The organism is Streptomyces sp. BHT-5-2 (assembly GCF_019774615.1).
In the GTDB taxonomy this organism is placed as follows: Bacteria; Actinomycetota; Actinomycetes; order Streptomycetales; family Streptomycetaceae; genus Streptomyces.
On the sequence record NZ_CP081496.1, the window covers coordinates 6287569 to 6310026 of the forward strand.

At 74.3% G+C, this 22458-nt stretch carries 17 protein-coding genes and 1 pseudogene; 8 read left to right on the top strand and 10 right to left on the bottom strand.

Annotated features, from left to right (window positions below):
• The first annotated feature begins 147 nt into the window (after positions 1-147).
• Entirely contained in the window at positions 148-681 is a 534-nt protein-coding gene (locus K2224_RS27840) for a TetR/AcrR family transcriptional regulator (RefSeq protein WP_221909966.1), read from the top strand.
• A gap of 169 nt (positions 682-850) precedes the next feature.
• Entirely contained in the window at positions 851-2419 is a 1569-nt protein-coding gene (locus tag K2224_RS27845) for a nitrilase-related carbon-nitrogen hydrolase (protein WP_221909319.1), read from the top strand.
• A gap of 383 nt (positions 2420-2802) precedes the next feature.
• On the opposite strand, the gene K2224_RS27850 is transcribed toward K2224_RS27845, so the two are convergent.
• The 7 genes and pseudogenes from K2224_RS27850 to K2224_RS27885 all read right to left on the bottom strand — a co-directional run bounded on the left by K2224_RS27850 (position 2803) and on the right by K2224_RS27885 (position 11219).
• A complete protein-coding gene (locus K2224_RS27850; RefSeq protein ID WP_221909320.1) occupies positions 2803-3714 on the bottom strand; it encodes a ribokinase in 912 nt (303 codons plus the stop codon).
• A gap of 137 nt (positions 3715-3851) precedes the next feature.
• A pseudogene (locus tag K2224_RS40860) lies at positions 3852-5773 on the bottom strand (substrate-binding domain-containing protein).
• On the bottom strand, positions 5763-7400 hold the full coding sequence (locus K2224_RS27865; RefSeq protein ID WP_221909323.1) for a sugar ABC transporter ATP-binding protein: 1638 nt from the start codon (positions 7398-7400) through the stop codon (positions 5763-5765). The pseudogene K2224_RS40860 and the gene K2224_RS27865 overlap by 11 nt, the downstream one beginning before the upstream one ends.
• A 190-nt stretch (positions 7401-7590) precedes the next feature.
• Positions 7591-8592, bottom strand: a complete 1002-nt coding sequence (locus K2224_RS27870) for a LacI family DNA-binding transcriptional regulator (RefSeq protein ID WP_221909324.1) — start codon at positions 8590-8592, stop codon at positions 7591-7593.
• A gap of 332 nt (positions 8593-8924) precedes the next feature.
• On the bottom strand, positions 8925-9353 hold the full coding sequence (locus K2224_RS27875; protein ID WP_018539653.1) for an organic hydroperoxide resistance protein: 429 nt from the start codon (positions 9351-9353) through the stop codon (positions 8925-8927).
• Between the two features lie 98 nt (positions 9354-9451).
• Complete coding sequence (locus K2224_RS27880) at positions 9452-9901, bottom strand: ankyrin repeat domain-containing protein (RefSeq protein ID WP_221909325.1); 450 nt, start codon at positions 9899-9901, stop codon at positions 9452-9454.
• A gap of 295 nt (positions 9902-10196) precedes the next feature.
• Positions 10197-11219, bottom strand: coding sequence for an NADP-dependent oxidoreductase (locus K2224_RS27885; RefSeq protein ID WP_221909326.1), 1023 nt, complete (start codon positions 11217-11219; stop codon positions 10197-10199).
• Between the two features lie 88 nt (positions 11220-11307).
• Between K2224_RS27885 and K2224_RS27890 the strand changes: the two genes are divergently transcribed.
• Together K2224_RS27890 and K2224_RS27895 are read left to right on the top strand one after the other, a co-directional pair.
• On the top strand, positions 11308-11820 hold the full coding sequence (locus tag K2224_RS27890; RefSeq protein ID WP_260693391.1) for a MarR family winged helix-turn-helix transcriptional regulator: 513 nt from the start codon (positions 11308-11310) through the stop codon (positions 11818-11820).
• Between the two features lie 111 nt (positions 11821-11931).
• The gene (locus K2224_RS27895; RefSeq protein ID WP_221909327.1) at positions 11932-12555 is read left to right on the top strand and encodes a DsbA family protein; all 624 of its coding nucleotides are present in this window, start codon (positions 11932-11934) and stop codon (positions 12553-12555) included.
• Positions 12556-12557: 2 nt separating this feature from the next.
• On the opposite strand, the gene K2224_RS27900 is transcribed toward K2224_RS27895, so the two are convergent.
• The gene (locus K2224_RS27900; protein ID WP_221909328.1) at positions 12558-14204 is read right to left on the bottom strand and encodes an MFS transporter; all 1647 of its coding nucleotides are present in this window, start codon (positions 14202-14204) and stop codon (positions 12558-12560) included.
• Positions 14205-14383: 179 nt separating this feature from the next.
• On the opposite strand from K2224_RS27900, the gene K2224_RS27905 reads away from it, so the two are divergent.
• A complete protein-coding gene (locus K2224_RS27905) occupies positions 14384-15373 on the top strand; it encodes a TetR/AcrR family transcriptional regulator C-terminal domain-containing protein (RefSeq protein WP_221909329.1) in 990 nt (329 codons plus the stop codon).
• 528 nt (positions 15374-15901) lie between these two features.
• Entirely contained in the window at positions 15902-18061 is a 2160-nt protein-coding gene (helR, locus tag K2224_RS27910; RefSeq protein WP_221909330.1) for an RNA polymerase recycling motor ATPase HelR, read from the top strand.
• A gap of 28 nt (positions 18062-18089) precedes the next feature.
• Here helR and K2224_RS27915 read toward each other — a convergent pair whose 3' ends face one another.
• Complete coding sequence (locus K2224_RS27915; RefSeq protein ID WP_221909331.1) at positions 18090-19484, bottom strand: helix-turn-helix domain-containing protein; 1395 nt, start codon at positions 19482-19484, stop codon at positions 18090-18092.
• 9 nt (positions 19485-19493) lie between these two features.
• Entirely contained in the window at positions 19494-19640 is a 147-nt protein-coding gene (locus K2224_RS27920) for a hypothetical protein (RefSeq protein ID WP_221909332.1), read from the bottom strand.
• Between the two features lie 343 nt (positions 19641-19983).
• Between K2224_RS27920 and K2224_RS27925 the strand changes: the two genes are divergently transcribed.
• On the top strand, positions 19984-21003 hold the full coding sequence (locus K2224_RS27925; protein ID WP_260693392.1) for a DUF3068 domain-containing protein: 1020 nt from the start codon (positions 19984-19986) through the stop codon (positions 21001-21003).
• 264 nt (positions 21004-21267) lie between these two features.
• Entirely contained in the window at positions 21268-22458 is a 1191-nt protein-coding gene (locus K2224_RS27930; protein ID WP_221909333.1) for a glycosyltransferase family 4 protein, read from the top strand.

Below are 22458 nucleotides of genomic sequence, written 5' to 3' on the forward strand. Positions count from 1 at the left end.
TGCCGCGCCGCGGAGGGGGCGGAACGGGAGGGTTACCCTCGGCCGGTGAGTGCACAGGAGCAGGGCCCGGCCCGCAGTACCCGGCGGGCCGGCGGCGGGCGCGAGGCGCAGCGCGCGCAACGGCGGCAGGCCATCCTGGAGGCCGCCATGGAGCTGATCGCCGAGCGCGGCTACCGCCGGACCTCGCTCGCCGCCGTCGCCGAGCGGGCCGGACTGACGCAGCAGGGGCTGCTGCACCACTTCCCGACGAAGGAGCTGCTGCTGGTCGGCGTACTGGAGGCGCGCGACCGCTGGGACGCGGCCGCCGCGGCCTCCGGCTCCTGGCGCACCGCCACCCTCGCCCAGCTCGTCGACTACAACGCCACCCGCCCCGGCGTCGTCCAGGCGTACACCGTGCTCTCCGCCGACAGCGTCACCGAGGACCACCCGGCACGCGACTTCTTCGAGGCCCGCTTCCGCGCCGTCCGCGAGGCGCTCGCCGGCGCGCTGCGGGCCGAGTTCGGCGACCGCCTGCCCGGCGGCCTGTCCCCGGAGCGGGCGGCCCCGCTCCTGGTCGCGGTGATGGACGGACTCCAGCTGCAGTGGCTGCTGGATCCGGAACGGGTCGACATGCCCGCCTCGTTCCGCGACTTCCTGACGCTGCTCGGAGACGGGAAGTCCGGGGAGGGGACGGGGAGATGAGGGGCGTGGGTTCGGCGGGAGGGGTGGGTGCGGCGTGGGCGGGGAGCGGGGGTGAGGGACTCGGCCGGCCGTCGCGGGCCGCGTGTGCTGCATGTGCTGTGCCGACTGTTTGGTCGGGAGTTATCCACAGGCCGCCGCGGGCGGGATGCGGGGTGGGCATCATGAGGGAATGATCATCGCAGCCGCACAACTCCCCTCCGTACCGGGCGACATCGCCGGCAATGCCACGCGGATGGCACATCTCATCACCGAGGCCGCCGAGCGCGGCGCCGGACTGGTGGTGTTCTCCGAGCTGGCCCTGAGCCACTACGACCTCCGGCCGATTGCCGACGATCCGGCGAAGGCGGCCGTCCCGCCCGACGACCCCCGGCTGGCGCCCATACGGGAGGTGTGCCGCGCGACCGGTGTCGCGGCGGTGGTCAACTGCCCCGGGGGCAGCAGCCAGGACGGCGCCCGGCCCACCATCGCCAGCTTCGTCTACAGACCGGACGGCGCCCTGCTCACCCGCTACGACAAACGGCATCTGACCGAGACCGAGAGCGCGGTGTTCGCGCCGGGCAGCGCGCACGGCCGGTTCACCCTGGGCGGGATCCGCTTCGCGCTCGCCACCTGTTTCGACAGTTCCTTCCCCGAGGTGGCGGAGCGGGCCGTGGCGGACGGCTGCCGGGTGTATCTGTCCAGCGCCTTCCACGGCGACGCGGAACGGGTCGCGCGCTATGGCGAGCTGGCCCGCGAGCACGGACTGCACGTCCTGCTCGCCAACGGCACGGGCGTCGGGAGCCCCGGGCCGGCCGCGGGGCTCAGCGGCTGCTGGCTGCCGTCCGGCGAACCGGTGGCGTCGGCCGGTCCCGGCGGCGACGGTGCGGAGCTGGTGCTGAGCGACGTCCGGGACGCGATCACGTTGATGGCCGACCCCGCGGTGGCCGCGGTGCCGGTCCGGGAGTGCGGCGAGCCGTTGGTGGACGTGCGCACCGCCGCGCCCGAGCTGATGGCGGGCCGCCTCAGGACCGGGGCGGACGGCGAGGGCGACGGTGCGGACGGCGTGTTCGCCCAGCTGCGGGAGGGTGTGCTGCGCCGGCTGCTGGCCGCGCAGGAGGCACTGCCCGACGGGTGGCGGCTCCGGGTCGTCGAGGGGTACCGCCCGCCGGCCCTCCAGCGCCACTACTTCACGGGGTACGCCGACAGGCTCCGCGCCGACCACCCCGACTGGGACGAGGCACGGATCCGCCGGGCGGCCAGCCGCTATGTGTCGCCACCGGAGATCGCCCCGCACAGCGCGGGCGGTGCGGTGGACCTCACGCTGGTCACCGCGGACGGCGAGGAGGTCGACATGGGGACACCGGTCGACGCGTCCCCGGAGGAGAGCGGCGGCGCCTGCTACACCTCGGCGCCGGACGTGACGCCCGCAGCCCGCGCCCACCGCCGGATCCTGGCCGCCGCGCTGCGCGGGGCGGGCCTGGTCAACTACCCGACCGAGTGGTGGCACTGGTCCTACGGCGACCGCTACTGGGCAGTGGAGACCGGCGCGGAACACGCACTGTACGGGCCCGTGGAACCGGGCGCGGAGCCTGCGACCGATGAGACGGAGGGGACAGAAGTGGTGGAGGGCTCGGAAGGGACGGCGAAGGTGGCGGGGAAGGAAGGCGCCGGAGGATCGAAAGGCAAGGAAGACGGGGAAGGCGCGGCGGGCATGGGTGGTGGCGCGGGCGGCACGGGATCGGTGGGGGCCGAGCGGTGAGTGGTGGGCGGGGCCGATCGGGAGGGGCGGCCCCGCGGTCAACTGCCGTAGTGTGCTGGCACGTTGGGCCAGCCTTGCCCTGCCCCCGGCAGGCCGCCCCGGCCGGCCCGGTCTTGGCGCACCAGGCCGGCCCCGTCGGCCCGCGCCACCTGGTCGATCCACTCGACTCAGACGGCCCCGTCGGCTCGGCCAGGTCGGCCAGGTCGGTCTGGCCAGCCCGACAACCGTCCCGTCCGGCCCGACCGTCCCACCATGCCCGTCCGGCCCGTCCGGCCGAGTCGCCGGGCACCGCCGGGCGGCCCCTCCGGTGGCTCAGGGGACGGGCCGGACGGGCCGGTCGCCGCTGCCGGCTCTGCCGGCTCGGGGGCCGGTGTCTGCGGGGGCTACGGCTGTTCCGGCAGTTGGGCGAGTTCGTCGGTGGTGGGGTACGACGGCTGGGCGCCGGGCTTGGTGACGGCGGCGGCGCCGACGCGTACCGCGAAGCGGGCCGCCTCGGCGAGGGTCGCGCCGCCGGCCAGTCGTGTGGCCAGGGCGCCGGTGAAGGCGTCGCCGGCGCCGGTGGTGTCCACGGCCTCGACCCGTACGCCGGGCACGGCGGTCGTCCCGGAGGCGTCCAGGACCAGCGCGCCGTCGCCGCCGAGGGTCACCACGACGGAGCGGGCGCCGCGCTCGTGCAGGGCGGCCGCCCAGTCGGCGGGGGTGCCGTCGGTGCGGCTGGAGAGCTGCCGGGCCTCGTGCTCGTTGACGACCAACGGGTCGGCCGCGGCGAGGAGTTCACGGTCGAGGCTCTCGGGCGCCGGGGAGGGGTTGAGGACGACGCGGGTGCCGGCCTCCTCGGCGGCCGCGGCGGCCGCCCGCACGGTCTCCATCGGGATCTCCAGCTGGAGGGAGACCACCGCGGAGGCGGCGATGACGTCCTTGGCGGCAGCCACGTCGTCCGGGGTCAGGGCGGCGTTGGCGCCGGGCGAGACGACGATGCTGTTGTCGCCGTCGGGGCTGACGATGATCATCGCGGTGCCGGTGCGGGCGTTCCCGTCCACGATGACGGGGGCCACGTCGGTGCCCGCCGCGCGTTGGGCGGCCAGCAGCAGTTCGCCGAAGGCGTCGCCGCCGACCCGGGCCAGCAGGGCGGTGCGCCCGCCGATCCGGGACGCCGCGGCCGCCTGGTTGGCGCCCTTGCCGCCGGCCGACTCCACCAGGTCCGTGCCGAGCACGGTCTCCCCCGCGCCGGGCCGCCGGGTAACCCGTACGGTCAGGTCCGCGTTGGCCGAGCCGACCACCAGGACGTCGTACATGCGCCGTTCCTCTTCTCTGTCCGGGCGTCGTTCACTCGTGTCCATACGCCGCGTTGCCTTTTCTTCCTGTGTGTCGCCGCCCGGCGGGTACCGGTGGTGGTGGCGGTGTGCCGCCCCGGTGCCGCCCGGCGGCACGGTCAGCCGCCGAACCGGGCGGCGTTGGCCGCCGTCACCAGCACCACCGGCACCCTGACCGTCCGCGGCAGCTTCTCCCCGCGGGCCGCCTTCAGCGCCCAGTCCACGGCCTGCCTGCCGAGGAGCTCGGGCTGCTGGGCGACGGTGGCGGTGAGCGTGCCGGCGCGGACGGCCCGGACCCCGTCCGGGGTCCCGTCGAACGCCACCACCTTCACGTCCTTGCCGGAGCGGGCGCCCAGCGCCTTGGAGGCGCCGAGTGCCATCTCGTCGTTGGCGGCGAACACCCCGGTGATGTCGCGGTGCGCCTGGAGCATATTGGACATCACGTCCATGCCCTTGGTGCGGTCGAAGTCCGCGGGCTGCCGGACGACGACCTCGATTCCGGGGTACTGCCGGATGCCCTCCTCGAAGCCCTGCCCGCGTTCGCGGGCGGCGGAGGTGCCGGGCTGGCCTTCGAGGAAGGCCACCTTGCCCCTGCCGCCGAGCGCCTCGGCGAGGGTCTTCGCGGCGAGCCGGCCGCCGGCGACGTTGTCGGAGGCGATGGTCGAGCCGACCCGTCCGCCGTTGACGCCACGGTCGATGGAGATCACCGGCACCTTGGCGCGGTTGGCGACGCCGACGGCCGGGACCGCCGCGTCGGAGTCCACCGGGTTGATGACGGCCGCCTTCACCTGCTGGCTGGTGAAGGTCTCCATCTGGTTGATCTGCTGCATCGGGTCGTTCTGCGCGTCGGTGATGTTGATGCGCAGTCCCCGGGCATCCGCCTCGGCCTGCGCACCTTTCTTGATCCCGACGAAGAAGGGGTTGTTCATCGTGGACAGGGCCAGGCCGAGGTCGGTGTCACCGCCGCGGTCGCAGCCGGCCAGGGCGAGGGCACCGACCACGAGGGCGGCGCCGAGCAGTGCCGTGCGCCGCCTCATCGCGCGCTCCTTCGCCGCAGGGTGTCCAGGAGGACCGCGAGCGCGATCACCAGACCGGTGGCGACCTGCTGCCAGAAGGCCGAGACGCTCAGGAGGTTGAGGCCGTTGCGCAGCACGGCGAGGATCAGCGCGCCGATCAGGGTGCCGGACGCCTTGCCGGAGCCGCCGGAGAGGCTGGCGCCACCGATGACGACGGCGGCGATGGCGTCGAGCTCGTAACCGCCGGCGGCCTGTGGCTGGGCGGAGGTGAGCCGGGCCGCCAGCACGATGCCGGCGACGGCGGCGAACAGCCCGGAGAGCGCGTAGATCACCAGCTTGCGGCGCCTGACGTCGATGCCGGAGAGGCGGGCCGCCTCCTCGTTGCCGCCGATCGCGAACATCGCGCGGCCGGAGTAGGTGCGGGCCAGGATCAGGGCGGCGGCCAGCCCCATCGCGATCATGACGAGGACGGGCACCGGCAGCCAGTCGCCCAGGGTGTCGCCGAGCGCGTTGACGGCTCCGGGGAAGGGGATCGGCGAACCGCCGGAGATGACCAGCGCCAGGCCGCGCCCCACGGACAGCATCGCCAGGGTGGCGATGAAGGCGGGCAGCCGTCCATAGGCGACCAGGGCGCCGGAGAGCAGGCCGGCGGCCGCGCCGACGGCGAGGCCGAGCGGCACCGCGAGCCAGACCGGCAGCCCCTGGCCGGTGGCGGCCCAGGCGACGACGGTGGCCGACAGGGCGGCGACCGAGCCGACGGACAGGTCGATGCCGGCCGAGACGATCACGAAGGTGACGCCGAAGGCCAGGATCGCGGTGACCGATGCCTGCACACCGACGTTGAGGAGGTTCTGGCCGTTGAGGAAGTCACGCGACAGCACGGCCATCACCACGACCAGGGCGAGCAGACCGCCGAGCGGGCCGTTGCGCAGGACGGCCCGGGAGAACCACGGCCCGAGGCCGCCCGGGGCCGGGCCCCCGCCCGCCGCCTCGGGGGCGGCTGTCGTCTTCAGCTCAGCGGACATCGGAGCCCTCCATCGCGCTCTCGTGGGTGTGCGTGCCGTCGGAAGCCCCGTGCGGGGTCTGGAGCGCCAGCTCCATCACGGCGTCCTGGGTGGCCTGGTCGGCGGTGAGTTCGCCGGTCAGCCGGCCCTGCGCCATCACCAGCACCCGGTCGCTCATGCCGAGCACCTCGGGCAGGTCGCTGGAGATCATCAGCACTCCGCAGCCGGCCGCCGTCAGCTCGTTGACGAGCCGGTAGATCTCGACCTTGGCGCCGACGTCGATGCCGCGGGTCGGCTCGTCCAGGATCAGCAGCCGGGTCTCGGCCAGCAGCCACTTGCCGATGACGATCTTCTGCTGGTTGCCGCCGGAGAGGGTGCGGGCGTGCTGCCCCAGCCCGCTCATCCGCACCTTCAACTGCTCGGCGACGGCGGCTGCCCGGCGACGCTGCCCGCGCCGGTCGACCAGCCCGCCACGGGTGTCCCGATCGAGTCGGGCCAGCGTCAGGTTGTCCTGCAGCGAGGCGTCCAGCACCAGGCCCTGGCCCTTGCGGTCCTCGGGGACGAGCCCCAACCCGGCCCGCATCGCGGCCCGGACGTCGCCCCGGGGCAGCGGCTCACCGGCCACCTCGACGCTGCCGGCGTCGTAACGGTCCACGCCGAAGACGGCCCGGGCGACCTCCGTGCGGCCGGCGCCGACCAGCCCGGCCAGCCCGACCACCTCGCCGGCCCGGACGTCGAAGTCGACGCCCTCGAAGACCGGCCGGGCCGGGGCGCCGCCGGTTCGCCCGGCGCCGCGGCGGGTCAGGCCCCGCACCCGCAGCAGCGGCGCGCCCGGTGCGTCGGGACGGCGGCGGGGGTACTGCTCGGCGATGTCCCGGCCGACCATCAGCCGGATCAGTTCGTCCTCGCCGGTGTCGGCGGGCACCTCGGCGACCGAGCGGCCGTCGCGCAGGACGGTGACGCGGTCGCCGAGGGCGCCTATCTCGTCGAGGTGGTGGGTGATGAAGACGACGCCGACGCCGGCGGCGCGCAGTTCGCGGACGATGCCGAAGAGCGTCTCCACCTCTTCGGAGGTGAGCACCGCGGTCGGCTCGTCCATGATCAGGACCCGGGCGTCCAGGCTGAGCGCCTTGGCGATCTCCACCATCTGGAGCCGGGCGATGCCGAGTTCGGCGACCGGGGCGTTCGGGGAGACGTCCAGGCGCACCCGGCGCAGCAGTTCGGCGGCGCGGGCGCGCATGGTCTTCCTGTCGACCAGGCCGAGGGCGGTGCGCGGCTGGCGGCCGAGGAAGATGTTCTCGGCGACGGTCAGCCCGGGGACGAGGTTGAACTCCTGGTAGATGGTGGCGATGCCGAGCCGTTCGGCGTCCTGCGCGGAGCGGATCCGCACCTCGCGGAGCCCGTCGGCCGAGCCGTCCGGGCCCCCGTGGGCGAGGATGCGGCCCGCGTCGGGGCGGTGGGCGCCGGAGAGCATCTTGATCAGGGTGCTCTTGCCGGCCCCGTTCTCGCCGAGCAGTACGTGCACCTCGCCGGCGCGCAGGCTCAGATCGACGCCGTCCAGCGCGCGGACTCCGGGGAACGCCTTGGTCACCCCCTCGACGCGCAGCAGTTCGCGGCCGTCCGGTACGTCGTCGTTGACGCCGGTCATGCGCTGCCCCTCTCTCCTCGGTGTGTTCCTCGGGTGGGTGTTCGTCGGGTGGCGGGTGGCCCCGGACGGTGTGGCGGTGGCGGGCCCCCGGGTCGTGTGGGTTGTGCGGGCCGTATCGGCTGCGGGGGACGGGCGGATCGGGGCGATCCGGATGTTCCGGACGGTCGGTGGTGCCGGCGGGCGGGGGCGGTCAGCGGGCGGGGGCCTCGCCGCAGGAGCGGCGCGGCACCAGCCGGGCGGGCAGCAGGACCGACTCGGCGGGACGGCCCTCGATGCGTGCCAGCAGGGTCTGCACGGCGGCCCGGCCGAGGTCGCGGGTGGGCTGGGCGATGGCGGTCAGCGGCGGGTCGGTGTGCGCGAACCACGGCACGTCGTCATAGACCACCAGCGCCATGTCGTCGGGCACCCGCAGGCCGCGGGCGCGGAGTTCGTCCATCGCGCCGAGCGCCATCAGGTTGTCGGTGGCCAGCACCGCGTCCGGTGGTTCGGGGAGGTCCAGGAAACCGCTCATCACCCGGCGGCCGCCGCTGGGTTGGAGGTCGGGGGTGGCGCCGACCCGCTCGTCGGGGAGCGCGATGCCGTGGCCGGCCAGGGCCGAGCGGAAGAGTTCCAGGCGCTCGTCGCCGGTGGGGGTGCCGGCCGGGGCGACGATGATCGCGGGGCGGCGACGGCCGAGCGCGGCGAGGTGGGCGGCGAGGTCGGTGAGCGCGGTCCGGCCGTCGGCGCGGACGCAGGGGGCGTCGATGCCGGGGACGGCGCGGTCCAGCAGGACGAGCGGGGTGCCGGAGGCGACGACCTCACGGAGCATCGCCGAGCCGGTGCCGGCCGAGCTGACCAGCAGGCCGTCGATCCGGCGGTCCAGCAGGGTGCGGATGTAGTCGTCCTGCTGGGCGGGGCGTTCGCCGGCGTTGCCGATGACGAGGCTGTAGCCCAGGCCCCGGGCGGCGTCCTCGACGGCGTCGGCCAGCTCGGTGAAGAAGGGGTTGGTGAGATCGCCGATCACCAGACCGAGCGCGCCGGTCCGGGCGGTGCGCAGGGCACGGGCGACGTTGTTGGGCCGGTAGCCCAGTTCCCGTACCGCGGCGAGCACCCGCTCGCGGGTCTCGGCGACCGGACTGTTGCCGTTGAGGACCCGGGAGACGGTGGCGACGGAGACCCCCGCCCGCTCCGCCACGTCCTTGATGTTCGCCATGGCTCCGCCGCCGTCCTGCCGGTGTGTAATCGATTACGCGTGTCGCGCGAGGGCTACGTAATCGATTACACGGGCCGGGCGTCAAGATTCGGCGAACGTGACCTGTGTCACGGCGGATGCCGGCGGGGCCGCGGCCGAGCGGTACGGAACGGCGGAGGGCCGCACCCCGTCGGGGGGTGCGGCCCTCTGTGTGCCGATGCCGGACGCGGCGGTTCGGACCGTCCCGGTGGACTCGGCGACCTCGCTCGCCTCGGTCGCCCTCACTCGCCCGGGCTCCCTCGGTTCGCTTCGGTCGCTCCGACCTCCCGGGGCGCCCCGACCGCTCCGGTCCGTCAGGCGACGGTCAGCGTGACCTCGATGTTGCCGCGGGTGGCGTGGGAGTAGGGGCACACCTGGTGCGCCTTCTCCACGAGGTCCTTGGCGGTGGCGGCGTCGACGGTGGGGATCGAGGCGACGATCTCCACCGCGAGGCCGAAGGCACCGTCCGGGGTCTTGCCGATGCCGACCTTGGCGGTCACCCGGGAACCGGAGACGTCGGCGTTCTCCCGGCGGGCGACGACGCTGAGCGCGCCCTGGAAGCAGGCGCTGTAGCCGGCCGCGAAGAGCTGCTCCGGGTTGGTGCCGGCGCCGCTGCCGCCCTGCTCCTTGGGCGGGTTGACGACGACGTCGAGCTTGCCGTCGTCGCTGGCGACGCGGCCGTCGCGGCCGTTCTCGGCGGTGGCGACGGCGGTGTAGACGACGTCGACGGGCTGGATGGACATACCGGATCCTCCTGTGGTTCGCCGCGACTCGCGCCCACTCATCGCGACGGCTTGCCGACGAGCCTAACGGGCCGGGGCCGCCCGGCGGGAGGCGAGTCTCACAGTGCGGAGGCCGGATCGGCCGGCGCGCGGGTGGGGACGGCGCCGGCGGCCCGGAGCAGTGCGGCCGTCTCCGGGTGCGGCCCGGCCAGCGCCCAGTCCAGTGGCCCGAGGCCCGTGCCGTGGTCCTCGCGGAGCCGCGGGTCGGCGCCGTGCGCGAGGAGTTCGCGGACCGCCGCGGTGTGGCCCCAGCAGGCGGCGGCGCACAGCGGGGTGCCCTGCTCGCCGTGCCCGCTCTCGGCGTCGGCCGGCGCGCCCGCCGCCAGGAGTACGCGGACGCTGTCGGCGTCGCCGTGCACGGACGCCGCGTACAGCGGGGTGGTGCCGTCGGCGTCGGCCGCCGCCGGGTCGGCCCCGGCCCGCAGCAGCGCCGTCACCTGGGCGACCCCCGCCAACGCCGCTGCCGCGACAAGGCGTTCGGCGAGCTTCTTGCGCTTCCGGTTGTTCATACGGGCGAGGTTACGACCTACGGACCCACGGGCTAGCGCCCGCGGAGGCGGGACGGTGCAGCCCGCGCGAAACAGGCGCGGCCGCAAGGGAGTTCGCCCCGCCACGAGCGAGCCGGGAAAGCGGGCGGACGGAAGCCGGGAGCGCGCCCGCCGGTCGGAACCGGGTGGGTGCGCCCGCCGGACGGTGGCCGGGCGAGCGCACCCCCGGACGGAGGCCGAGTGAACACGCCCCGGACGGAGGCCGGTTGAGCACGCCCGCCGGCCGCCGCGCTTCCCGGCCGTCCGGACGGTGGCCTCAGTCCGCCAGGCTCACGATCATCTTCCCGGTATTGGTGCCGCGGAGCATGCCGAGGAACGCCTCGACGCCGTTCTCGATACCCGAGACCTTGGTCTCGCTGTACTTCAGCTCGCCTGAGCGGATCCAGGCGGAGACCTCCTCGACGAACTGCGGCTGCAGCGCCTGGTGGTCGCTGACCAGCAGGCCCTCCAGGCGGAGGCGCTTGCCGATCACCAGGGGGAGGTTGCGCGGGGCGCAGCTCGGCTCGGTGGCGTTGTACATCGAGATCATGCCGCAGATGGCGGCACGGCCGTGGACGTTGAGCACGCTGATGGCGGCTTCGAGGTGGTCGCCGCCGACGTTGTCGAAGTAGACGTCGATGCCGTCGGGGGCGGCGGCCTTGAGCTGCTCGGTGACGTCGCCGTTCTTGTAGTTGAAGGCGGCGTCGAAGCCGTACTCCTCGGTGAGCAGCCGGACCTTCTCGTCGGAGCCGGCGGAGCCGATGACGCGGGAGGCGCCCTTGAGGCGGGCGATCTGCCCGACCTGGCTGCCCACCGCGCCGGCCGCGCCGGAGACGAAGACGGCGTCGCCCTCCTTGAACCCGGCGACCGCCAGCAGGCCCGCGTACGCGGTCAGGCCGGGCATGCCCAGGACGCCGAGGTAGGCGGTGAGCGGGGCGAGCGAGGCGTCCACCTTGGCGACGCGGTCGGCGCCGAGGACGGCGTGCTCGCGCCAGCCGAGGCCGTGCAGGACGTGGTCGCCGGGCGCGAAGCCGTCGGCGCGCGAGGCGAGGACCTCGCCGATCGCACCGCCTTCCATCGGCTGGTCCAGCTGGAAGGGCGGGACGTAGGACTTGACGTCGTTCATCCTGCCGCGCATGTACGGATCGACGGAGAAGTGGACGTTCTTGACGAGGATCTGGCCGTCGGCGAGCTCGGGCAGCGCAGCCTCACGGAGCGCGAAGTCGTCGGGGGTGGGCCAGCCCTGCGGGCGGGCGACGAGGTGCCATTCGCGGCTGGTCGTCGGCAGCGGTGCGGACATGAGCGTGATCCTCCAAATGCTTCAGATGCTGAAACAATGATGCAGCTGAATATTTCAGCTTGTCAAGCAATTGGGTATCCTGGTGTGTATGACTCCGCGCCCAGACCCGCTGACCGTCGAGGTGGTCGATCTCATCGGCACCGTCGTCGCCCGCTATCACGAGGAGTACGAGCGCGCCGCGGCCGAGCACTCCCTCACGGGTGCCCAGGCCAGGCTGCTGCGGATGCTGGTGATGGAGCCGATGCCGATGCGCAAGCTCGCCCAGTGCCTGAAGTGCGAGCCGTCCAACGTGACCGGCATCGTGGACCGCCTGGAGTCCCGCGGCCTGGTGGAGCGCCGCCCCGACCCCGCCGACCGCCGGGTCAAGCTGGCCGTGCCGACCCCCGAAGGCCGGGAGACGGCCGAGCGGCTGCGCACGTCGCTGGACTTCGCCCGTCAGCCGCTCGGCCGGCTGACGGTCGCCGAGCGCACCCTGCTCAGGGAGCTGCTCCAGCGGATGCTGGGCGTCGAGCCGGAAGCGGACGAGGACGCGGGCGACACCGGAGGGACGGGGAGCGCCGGGACGACCGGCAGGGGCAAGAAGGGCGGCACAGCGGGGTAGGCCAGGAGGATCTGGAAGGCGGGCCGGGCCGCACGGCGGCCGAATTGGCCCAGGCGCACGGCAGTGGAGTGTCCCAGCCGACCGGGCCGCCGACGTCCTAATCTGGACCGCATGACGCACCAGAGCCCCACCCGGCACTCCGTTGACTTCTACTTCGACCCCATCTGCCCGTTCGCCTGGATCTCCTCCCGCTGGATCCTGGAGGTGGAGCGCCAGCGGGACATCGAGCTGCGGTTCCGGGTGATGAGCCTGTCCGTGCTCAACGAGGGCCGCGAGGACCTCCCCGAGAAGTACCGCGACCTGCTGGACGCCGGCTGGGGGCCGGTGCGGGTGTGCATCGCGGCCGCACAGGAGCACGGCGAGGAGGTGCTGCGCGACCTGTACACCGCGCTCGGCACCCGGATCCACAAGGAGGGCCGGGAGGACACCGCGACCGTCGTCGAGGAGGCGCTCGCCGAGGTGGGGCTGCCCGCCGGGCTGGCGCGCGCCGCGGAGACGGATGCCTACGACGACGCGCTGCGCAAGAGCCACCATGAGGGCATGGACCCGGTCGGCGAGGACGTCGGCACGCCCACGATCCACATCGACGGGGTGGCCTTCTTCGGCCCGGTCCTGATGTCGATCCCGCGGGGCGAGGACGCGGTGCGGGTCTTCGACGGCGCCCGGCTGCTCGCCGGCTACGACCGGTTCTTCGAGCTGAAGCGGACCCGCACCGGGGAATTCGACTTCAGCTGAGGTCAGTTGACGGCGGCGGAAGCGGCGTCCTCGGAGGCGTCGCCCGTCGCCGTGCCCGTCGCCCCTGGCCGTGCCGTCTCCCCCTCCTTCGCCGTGCCCCGCGCCGCCCCCATGCCGCGCAGCAGCACCACCGCCAGGACGGCCCCCGTGCCCATCACGCCCGCGGCACACAGCACGGCGGTGTGCAGTCCCTGCGTGAAGGCGTCCTTGGCGGCCGCCACCAGCACGTGACCTGCCTCGCCCGGAAGCCGGGCGGCGACCGCCAGCGCCCCGGCCAGGGTTTCCTGTGCCGTCCCGGCGGCCTGATCCGTGAGACCGCCGGGCAGCACACCCCGTATGTCGCCGCGGTAGACCGCGCTCCCGACGGTGCCGAGGATCGCCATGCCCAGGGCGCCACCCAGTTCGGTGCCCGACTCCAGCAGCGCCGAGGCGGAGCCCGCCCGCTCCGGCGGCGCGGCGCCGAGGGCCAGCTCGTTGCCGAGCGACATCACCACCACCAGGCCGGAGGCGTAGACCGCGGACCCGCCCAGAACGAACCACAGCGGCGAGGACGGCGCCAACCAGGACAGCCACACGAAGCCGCCGGCCGCGACGGCGAAGCCGAGGGCGACGACGAAGGCCCGGTCCAACCTGCGGGCGAGCACCGCGGACAGCGGAGCCATCCCGCCGACGGCCAGGGTCGGCACCAGGTTCCACAGCGCCGCCCGCAGCGGGCTCATGCCCCGTACGGTCTGGAGGTACTGGGTGAAGAACACCGCGCACCCGACGACCGCGAACATCGCCAGCAGGTTCATCAGGACCGAGCCGCTGAACCCGCGGTGCCGGAAGAGCTCCAGGTCGAGCATGGGATGACGGGCGGTGCGCTGCCGCAGGACGAAGGCCGCTGCCGCCAGTACGCCGACGGCCAGGGCGGCGACGGGGAGCGCGGTCACGCCGTTGCGGGCGATCTCCTTGATCCCGTAGACCGCGGGCAGCATCGCCGCCAGGGAGAGCGCCGACCCCAGGAGGTCGAAGCGGCCGGCGGCCGGCTTCCGGAACTCCGGGAGCAGCAGCGGCCCACAGATCAACAGCAGTGCCATGGCAGGGGTGTTGACCAGGAAGACCGAGCCCCACCAGAAGTTCTCCAGCAGCGCCCCGCTGAGCACCGGACCGAGGGCGATCCCGCCGGTCACCGCCGCGGACCAGATGGCGATGGCCTTGCCGCGCTGCCGCTCGTCGAGGAAGAGGTTGCGGATCAGGGCGAGGGTGGACGGCATCAGGGTGGCGCCGCCGACGCCGAGCAGCGCCCGGGCCGCGATGAGCATCTCGGCGTTCTGCGCGTAGGCGGCGAGGCAGGAGGCGAGGCCGAAGAGGACCGCGCCGAACAGCAGCAGCCGGCGGCGGCCGATTCGGTCGCCGAGCGCGCCCATGGTGATCAGCAGGCCGGCGAGCACGAAGCCGTAGACGTCGAGGATCCACAACTGCTGGACGGCGCTGGGCTCCAGTTGGGCCGTCAGGAACGGCACGGCGAAGTAGAGCACCGAGACGTCCATCGAGACGAGCAGGCAGGGCAGCAGGAGGACGACCAGAGCGGTCCACTCCCGACGGCCCGCGGTCGTGGGCGGGGTCGGCGCACCCGGCACCGCGGGGGTATACGTGGTAAACGTCATGGCCGACAGCGTAAGCACGCGGGGTTTACGGCACAAACACCTTGCCGCACAAGGGATTTAGAGGTGCATCACACTAGTGCACCTGGAGGGCCGAACGGGCGCCGGCACAGGCGCTGCTACGCTCAACACCCCGGAAAACCCGGGAGATCCCCCTAGTGCACTAGTACGGAGGTCGCCGCGTGAACCAGTCCGCGCCACCGCCCTACCGACGGATCGCGGCCGTGATCCGGGCGCGCGTCGACGCCGGCGAGCTGGCGCCGGGCGACCGGGTGCCGTCGACCCGGCGGATCACCCAGGAGTGGGGCGTCGCGATGGCGACCGCCACCAAGGCACTGGTCGCGCTGCGCCAGGAGGGCGTCGTGCGGGTCGTACCGGGAGTGGGGACGGTGGTCGCCGAACCGGCCGACCGGGCGGGCACCCCCGAGGCCGCTCCATACATGCCGGCGGGCGCGGAGCCCGAGGGGACGCCGAGGGGGCGGCGGCCCCGGGAGGCCGACGGCGCGCTGACCCGTGAGCGGATCGTCCGGGCAGGGATCGAGGTCGCCGACGCGGAGGGGCTGCGCGCGCTGTCGATGCGCCGCGTGGCGGCCGTGTTCGGGGTCTCCTCGATGGCGCTCTACCGGCATGTGGCCGGCAAGGACGAGCTGGTGATGCTGATGGCGGACGCCGCGTTCGCCGAGGTGCGGACGCCGGATCCGGCGCCTGCCGACTGGCGGGACCGGATGGAGACGGGCGCCCGCCTGCAGTGGGCGCTCTACCGGCGGCACCCGTGGCTCGCCCCGTACCTGTCGATCAGCCGGCCACAGCCGATGGGGCGGGCGATGGCGCTCATCGAGTGGACCATGGCGCGGGTCGAGGGGGTGGACCCGGTGACGCTGCTGCACATGGCGGTGACGCTGTTGAACCATGTGCGCGCCACCGCCGCGGGCTTTGAGGACGACTTGGAGGCCGAGCAGCACACCGGAATGGACCGGGACCAGTGGATGGCGGCCATGGAGCCGGCCTACGAGCGCATCCTCCGGTCCGGCGCGTATCCCATGTACGCGAAGATGGACGGGGTGGAGGGGGAAGCCGTGACCCTGGACTCGCTCTTCGAATTCGGACTGGCGCGACTGCTGGACGGGATGTCGATGGTGGTGGAGGGGCGGTCGCCGGGACGGATCCCTTAGAGGCGGGGCGAACGGATCCCGTAGGGGATGCGCGGGCCCCCTGCGGGGCCACAACGCGGCCGGGAGGGAGGTTGTTCCCTCCGTGTCCGGGCGCCGCGCCCGGCGGAAGGGCAGGAGCCGGAACGGCAGGAGCCGGAACGGCAAGCGGAAACCGCACTCGCGGGAAGACGCCGCTCGCGGGAAGACGCCGCTCGCAGGAAGACGCCACTGACAAGAAGCGGCCGCTCACAGGAAAAGGCGAGGAGACTTTCCGCTCCTCGCCACTCTCAACGTATAGCGCACAGGGGGCCTTGCGGCAAGGCCCCGGTAGTGCCGCACAATCACTGGCCTGAGCCGGTAGCTGCGGAAACGGGGGACTCGCGAAGTGCGTGTGGAATTGCATGTCTTGGAACGGTGGGCCGGAATCGGGCCCGTGGTGGGGATCGCGCCGGGTGCACGCCGGGCGCTCGGCGCCGCGGAGGCGGAGATCCGGGTGTGCGCGTCGACGCACTCCGGGAGCGCGACGGCCACGGAAGCGGGGCCGATCGCATGAGTTCCCTGACCACCGGCGCGTTCGGCCTTCCCGAGCGACTCGCGGCCAAGGCCGACCCGGCGCTGATCGCCGGCGACGAGAAGCACTTCGCGGCCCTCGCGGAGAGCCTCGACGCGGCCGTCGCCGAACTCTCCGACCGCCTCGACGCGGAACGCCGGGCGCCCGGCGGCGTCGGCCGGCAGGCCATGGACCGCGACCTGGAGATCCACCGGCTGACCGGCCGGCTGGGCGCCCTGCGCCGCTTCGGCCTCGACCTGTGCCTCGGGCGCATGGTCCGCGCCGACGACCCCGAGCCCGTGTACGTCGGACGGCTCGGCCTCACCGACGGCGCGGGGCGCCGGCTGCTGCTCGACTGGCGCTCCCCCGCCGCCGAACCGTTCTTCGCGGCGACCCACGCCCGCCCGATGGGGCTGGCCAGCCGCCGCAGATACCGCTGGACCGGCGGCCGGATCAGCGACTACTGGGACGAGGTGTTCACCGCCGACGGACTGGAGCGGCATGCCGCGCTCGACGACCAGTCCGCCTTCATCGCCGGTCTGGGCAGCAGCCGGTCGCCCCGGATGCGCGATGTGCTCACCACCATCCAGGCCGACCAGGACGCCGTCATCCGGGCGGGCTCCCGCGGCGCGCTGGTCGTCGACGGCGGCCCCGGCACGGGCAAGACCGTCGTCGCACTGCACCGCTCCGCCTACCTCCTCTACTCCGACCCCCGCCTCGGGCACCGCAGGGGCGGCGTGCTGTTCGTCGGTCCGCACCAGCCCTATCTGGCCTATGTCTCCGACGTGCTGCCCAGCCTCGGCGAGGAGGGCGTGCAGATCTGCACGCTGCGGGACCTCGTCGCCGAGGGCGCCGGCGCGGCCGACGAGGCCGACCCGGAGGTGGCCCGGCTGAAGTCGTCCGCGGACATGGTGCGGGCGATCGAGACGGCCGTGAGGTTCTACGAGGAGCCGCCCACCGAGGGCATGACCGTCACGACCGACTGGGCCGACGTCCGGCTCAGCGCCGACGACTGGGCCGAGGCGTTCGACGCACCGGACCCGGGCACCCCGCACAACGAGGCGCGCGAGCAGATATGGGACGAGCTGGTCGCGATCCTGCTGGACAAGCTCGGCGGCGACGACAGCGGCATCTCGCCCGACCGGCTCCGCCGGTCGCTGCGGCACGACGAGGAACTGGTCACCACCCTCAACCGCGCCTGGCCACTGCTCGAAGCGGCCGACCTCGTAGGGGACCTGTGGTCGGTCCCGGCGTACTTGCGGATGTGTGCGCCCTGGCTCGACCGCGACGAGGTCCGCAGGCTCCAGCGCAAGGCGGCACCCCAGGCGTGGACGGCGTCCGACCTGCCGCTGCTGGACGCGGCCCGGCAGCGGCTCGGCGACCCGGAGACGGCTCGGCGCAAGCGCCGGCACCGGGCCGCCGTCGCCGCCGAACGCGCCCGTATGGCCGACGTGATCGGCGACATCGTCGCGGCCGACGCCGACGGGGAGGGCGCGGTGACGATGCTGCGCGGCCGCGACCTCCAGGACACCCTGATCGACTCGGACGCACTGCCCGGCACCGACCCGGACCGGCTCGCCGGCCCGTTCGCGCACATCGTCGTGGACGAGGCCCAGGAACTGACCGACGCCGAATGGCAGATGCTGCTGCTGCGCTGCCCGTCCCGGAGCTTCACCATCGTCGGGGACCGGGCCCAGGCCCGGCACGGCTTCACCGAGTCGTGGCGGGAGCGGCTCGAACGGATCGGACTCGACCGGGTCGAGGTGGCGTCCCTGAGCATCAACTACCGGACGCCGGAAGAGGTGATGGCGGCGGCCGAGCCGGTCATCCGGGCCGCGCTGCCGGACGCGAACGTGCCGACGTCCATCCGCAGCAGCGGCATCCCCGTCGTCCACGGGCACGTCGCGGAGCTGGACTCCGTCCTGGACGGCTGGCTCGCCGCGCACGACGACGGGACGGCGTGCGTCATCGGCGCGCCCGTGTTCCGGGAGCGGCCCCGGGTCCGGTCGCTGACGCCGGAGCTGTCGAAGGGGCTCGAGTTCGACCTGGTCGTGCTCGTCGACCCGGAGACGTTCGGCGACGGGATCGAGGGGGCGGTGGACCGCTATGTCGCGATGACCCGGGCGACCCGGCAGCTGGTCGTGCTGACGAGTTCCTGAGACCTGAGGAGGTGAGGCGTCCCGCCGGCTAGCCGAGTTCGCCTCGTAAGCGTTGGGCGCGGAGGACGAGTTCGAGTTCGAAGCGGCGGTCGGGGTCGTCGACGTCGGGGCCCCACAGCTCGCGGATCTGGCGGAGGCGGTAGCGGACGGTCTGCGGGTGGACGCCGAGGCGGGCGGCGACCTCGGGGGCGCCGCCGCGGGTCTCCAGCCAGGCGAGCAGGGTCTCGGCCAGGCGGCGGCCGTGGGTGGGGCCGCAGTGGTCGAGCGGGGCGAGGCGGCGGCGGGTGAGGTCCTCGATCAGTTCGCCGGGCGGCAGCAGGACCAGCGCCTCGGTGTGCTCGGTGCACTGCAGGAGTTCGCCGGCGGGCAGCAGTCCGCGCTCCATCAGGTCGACCGCGGAGGCCGCCCAGCGCAGCGACTTCCCGGCGTCCGGCAGCGGCACGGCGGGGCCGATGGCACCCGACCAGCCGGCCGCGGCGCGGGCCAGCAGCTCGCGGCGGCCCGGGGCGTCCGGGTCCGGCACCACCAGCCGGGGCCGTTCGCACTCCATGTCCAGCAGGATCCCGTCGGCCACCGCGGGCGCGACCGCCTCCCGGTCCGGGCGCAGCAGCACCGCCACCGCGACCCGTTCGGGCAGCGGCCAGCCGATCAGCCGGGCGCGTTCGGCAAGTCGGGGGTGGGGGCTCCCGGCACCGGGGGCGGGCGGGGACGGGGGCGGAGCCGCGGCCCCCGCCTCGGAGAGTCCACCGGGGGCGGCGGCGGGGACAGCGGCGGAAGCGGAGGCCACGCCGACTGCGCCGGCTGCGCGGCCGGCCGCAGGGCCGTACCCGGCGCCGGCCCGCCGGCGGAGGGTTTCCGTGCCCTCCCCGGGATACGGGTCCGGTTCCGCGAACAGCTGGTCCATCAGGCGGCGTTGCATCCGGAGGCGTTCGCCGGCCTGGCGGGCGGCGGCCTCCGCATAGCCGCGGACGGATTCGGCGACCAGCCCGTCGAGGTACTCGAAGCCGGACTCGGCCAGTTCGTACATGGCGGGGGCGGGGATGGCGACCTGCTGGCCGATCTCCGCCAGCCGCCGCCACGCCAGCCGCACCCCCAGCCGGTAGATCGCCTGGAGGACGTCCAGGCTGCGGCCCTGGAGGACCTCGCCGCGGCCGAACTCCTGGAAGACGCGCGGGTGGACGTGCGGCCGGTCCAGGCCGGTGGTGAGGTGCGCGACGAAGTGCTCCAGGGACTGGCGGATGCCGACCAGGGCCCGCGGCTCCCCCGACTCGTCGGGGACCAGCGGCAGTCGGGGGTACTCGCTCCGGATCTCCCGGAAGATCTCCTGCGCCAGCGCGGGGACCTCCTCCAGGGCGAGGGCGGCGAACCGGTGCACCTGACAGGCCGGCACCTCCCGCCAGGCCGAGCGGACCGCGGTCACCACGACGCGGCCCTACGCGCCGGGCCGGCCGAAGGTCACCAGCGGCACGTTCGGCTGCTCGGGGGCGGCCCGCAGGGCGGCGACGATGCCCAGCGCGGCGCCCACGGCCAGGGCGGCGGCGGCCAGCGCGGTCAGCGCGGCGGCGAGCGTGCGGTGCATGACGCGGCGGTCCCTTCGTCGGCAGCCGGTACCGGGCGAGTGGCACGAACCGGACCGGTATCGGAAAAGCGGCACAGCGGAGCACGTCGACAGTCGACAGGTGTGCGGCCGCCGGTGCGGGCGGCCCTGCGGCCCCGCGGCCCGCGGGGTCCGACGGCTCGGAGGACCGGCGGCGGTGCCGCGTTCCCACCGCGCGGCGCCGCTTCGGTCGTGGTGCCTGCCGAGTGTGGAAGGGCATTGACGCGCTGTCAAGGGTTCGCTTACGTTCCCGGCCCATGACGCCGCGTCGCGGCGCCGCACGTGCACCAGGGCGTGTTCCCCCACCGCTTCCAGGAGTGCTCGTATGCGCCGATCCAGATGTTCCGGCCGTTCCGCGGCGTCCCCCGCGGCCCCCTCGCCGGCCGCCCGCACCGCCTCGCCACTCTCCCTCGTCCTCCTGGGCGCCGGCGTGTTCCTGCTGGTGCTGGCCCCGCTGCTGGCCTGGTACGTGACGCCGCGGGCCGCGGTCACCCCCGTCGACGTGGACGTCACCACCGTCTTCACCGGCACCGGCAGCTACTTCGACGCCGGCGCGCTGACCACCCGCGACGGGCAGCGGATCACCGTCACCCGGCACGTGCTGGGCGATGTCGCGGCGAGCGAGCGGAGCGGGCGGGCGGTCTGGAACGTGTCCACGACGGTGGACACCCCGCGCACGCTGCCGCTCGCGGACCCGCGCCGGTCGTTCCAGTGGACCACCGGCCGCTGGGTCACCGACCGGCGCAGCAACGAACCGGTGCACTGCTGCGGGGAGTACCCCACCCGCTTCGACGGGGACGCCTACCTCAAGTTCCCCTTCGCGCTGGAGAAGAGGACCTACCGCTGGTGGGACGACACCCTCGGCGCGGCCGTCCCGCTCCGCTTCGCCGGCACCGTGCGGCTGTCCGGGATCACCGGCTACCGCTTCACCGGGACCGTGCCGGCCACCCGGACCGGCACCCGGCAGGTCCCCGGGCGGCTGGTCGGCCGGCCCGGACAGGGCCAGATCCAGGCCGAGGAGTGGTACGCGAACACCGGGATCGCCCTGGTCGTCGAGGAGCGCACCGGGCGGATCGTCGACGCGTCGATCGCGCCGGTCAAGACGCTGCGGGCACCCGGCGCCCGGCGGGACGCGGTGGTGCTGCTGCGGGCCCGGCACCTGGCGTTCACGCCGGCCACCCGGCGGGCGCAGAGCGCCCTGGCGCGGGCCGACCGCGACAAGCTGGTGCTGGTCGGGCGGACCCTGCCGGTGGCGGCGGCCGCGGCCGGCGGGGTGCTCGCCGCCGCCTGGGTGCTGCTGGTGGCCCGCGGCCGACGGTCCGGTGGCCGATTCTCAGCGGCGTGACGACGTGACGGGCGGGACCGGAGCGGTTTTTGTCACCCCGGTGAGTAGCCGCGGCCCCGCCCCGCCGCGAACACTGTGCCTCCCACACCGGGAACACGCCCCCGCACGACCCCGTACGCCCCCCGCACCGTCCGCCCCGTACACCCGCAGACCGTTCCGTAACACCCGCCGACCGCTCCCCGACGCTCCGCACGGCCCGCACGACTCAGCACGCAGTACGTCCCCCACCGCCGGTACCGCACCCTGAGACGAGTTGGATCGCACATGCCCCAGCATGTACCCCCCTCCCCACCGCTGCCCGCCGCACCGCCCGTCCCCGTTCCGCCCGTCCGGTCCGCTCCGCCGGCGGCCCCCACGCCGGCCGCCCCGGCCGCGCCCCCGCTGCCCCGCCGGATCGTCTTCCTGGCCCGCCGCGACCTGGCCAACCCCGCCGCCGGCGGCTCCGAACTGCTGGTGGACCGGATCGCCGACGGGCTCACCGCCCACGGCCACGACGTCACCCTGCTGTGCGGCGGGCAGACCGCCGAGCACGGCTACCGCGTCCTGTCGGCGGGCGGCGACGCCGGCCACTTCCTGCGCGTCCCCCGCCAGGTGGCGCGCCGGACCGGCGGCTGCGACCTGCTGGTCGAGGTCTGCAACGGCATGCCGTACCTGGCGCCGCTGTGGCACCGCGGGCCGACGCTGTGCCTGGTCAACCACGTCCACACCGACCTGTGGCGGATGCGCTACCCGGCGCCCGCCGCCCGGCTCGGCCGCCGCCTGGAGCACTGGGCGCTGACCGGCACCCACCGCCACAACCTGATGGTCGCGGTCTCCGACTCGACCGCCGGCGCCCTCGCGGACCTCGGCGTCGCCCCCGACCGGATCCGGCTCGTCCACAACGGCGTCGAGGAGCCCGGCCCGCTCCTCCCCGAGGCCCCCGAGCCGCTGTTCCTGGCCATGGGCCGGCTCGTCGAGTACAAGCGGATCGACCTGCTGCTGCGGCTGTGGGAACGGGTCCGGCCGGTCACCGGCGGCCGGCTGGTCATCGTCGGCGACGGCCCGGAACGCGACCGGCTGACCGCGCTGGCCGGCCCCGACGTCACCTTCACCGGCCGGATCTCCGAACAGCGCAAGCACCAACTGCTCTGCTCCGCCTGGCTGTTGCTGCACCCCTCGCTCGTCGAGGGCTGGGGCCTGGTGGTGATGGAGGCCGCCGCGCGCGGCACCCCCACCGTCGGCTTCGACATCGCCGGGCTGCGGGACTCCGTCGAGAACGGCACCACCGGGCTGCTGGCCCGCGGCGAGAGCACCTTCGCCGCGCACTGGTGCACCCTGGGCCTGAGCGCCCGGCGGCGGCACGCCCTGGGCGCCGCCGCCGCCGACCGTGCCGCCCGCTTCAGATGGAGCCGCACCGTCCGCAGCTTCCGGGCTGTCGCCGCGGAGGCGTACCTCCGGCCGCTCCCAGGGTGGTGA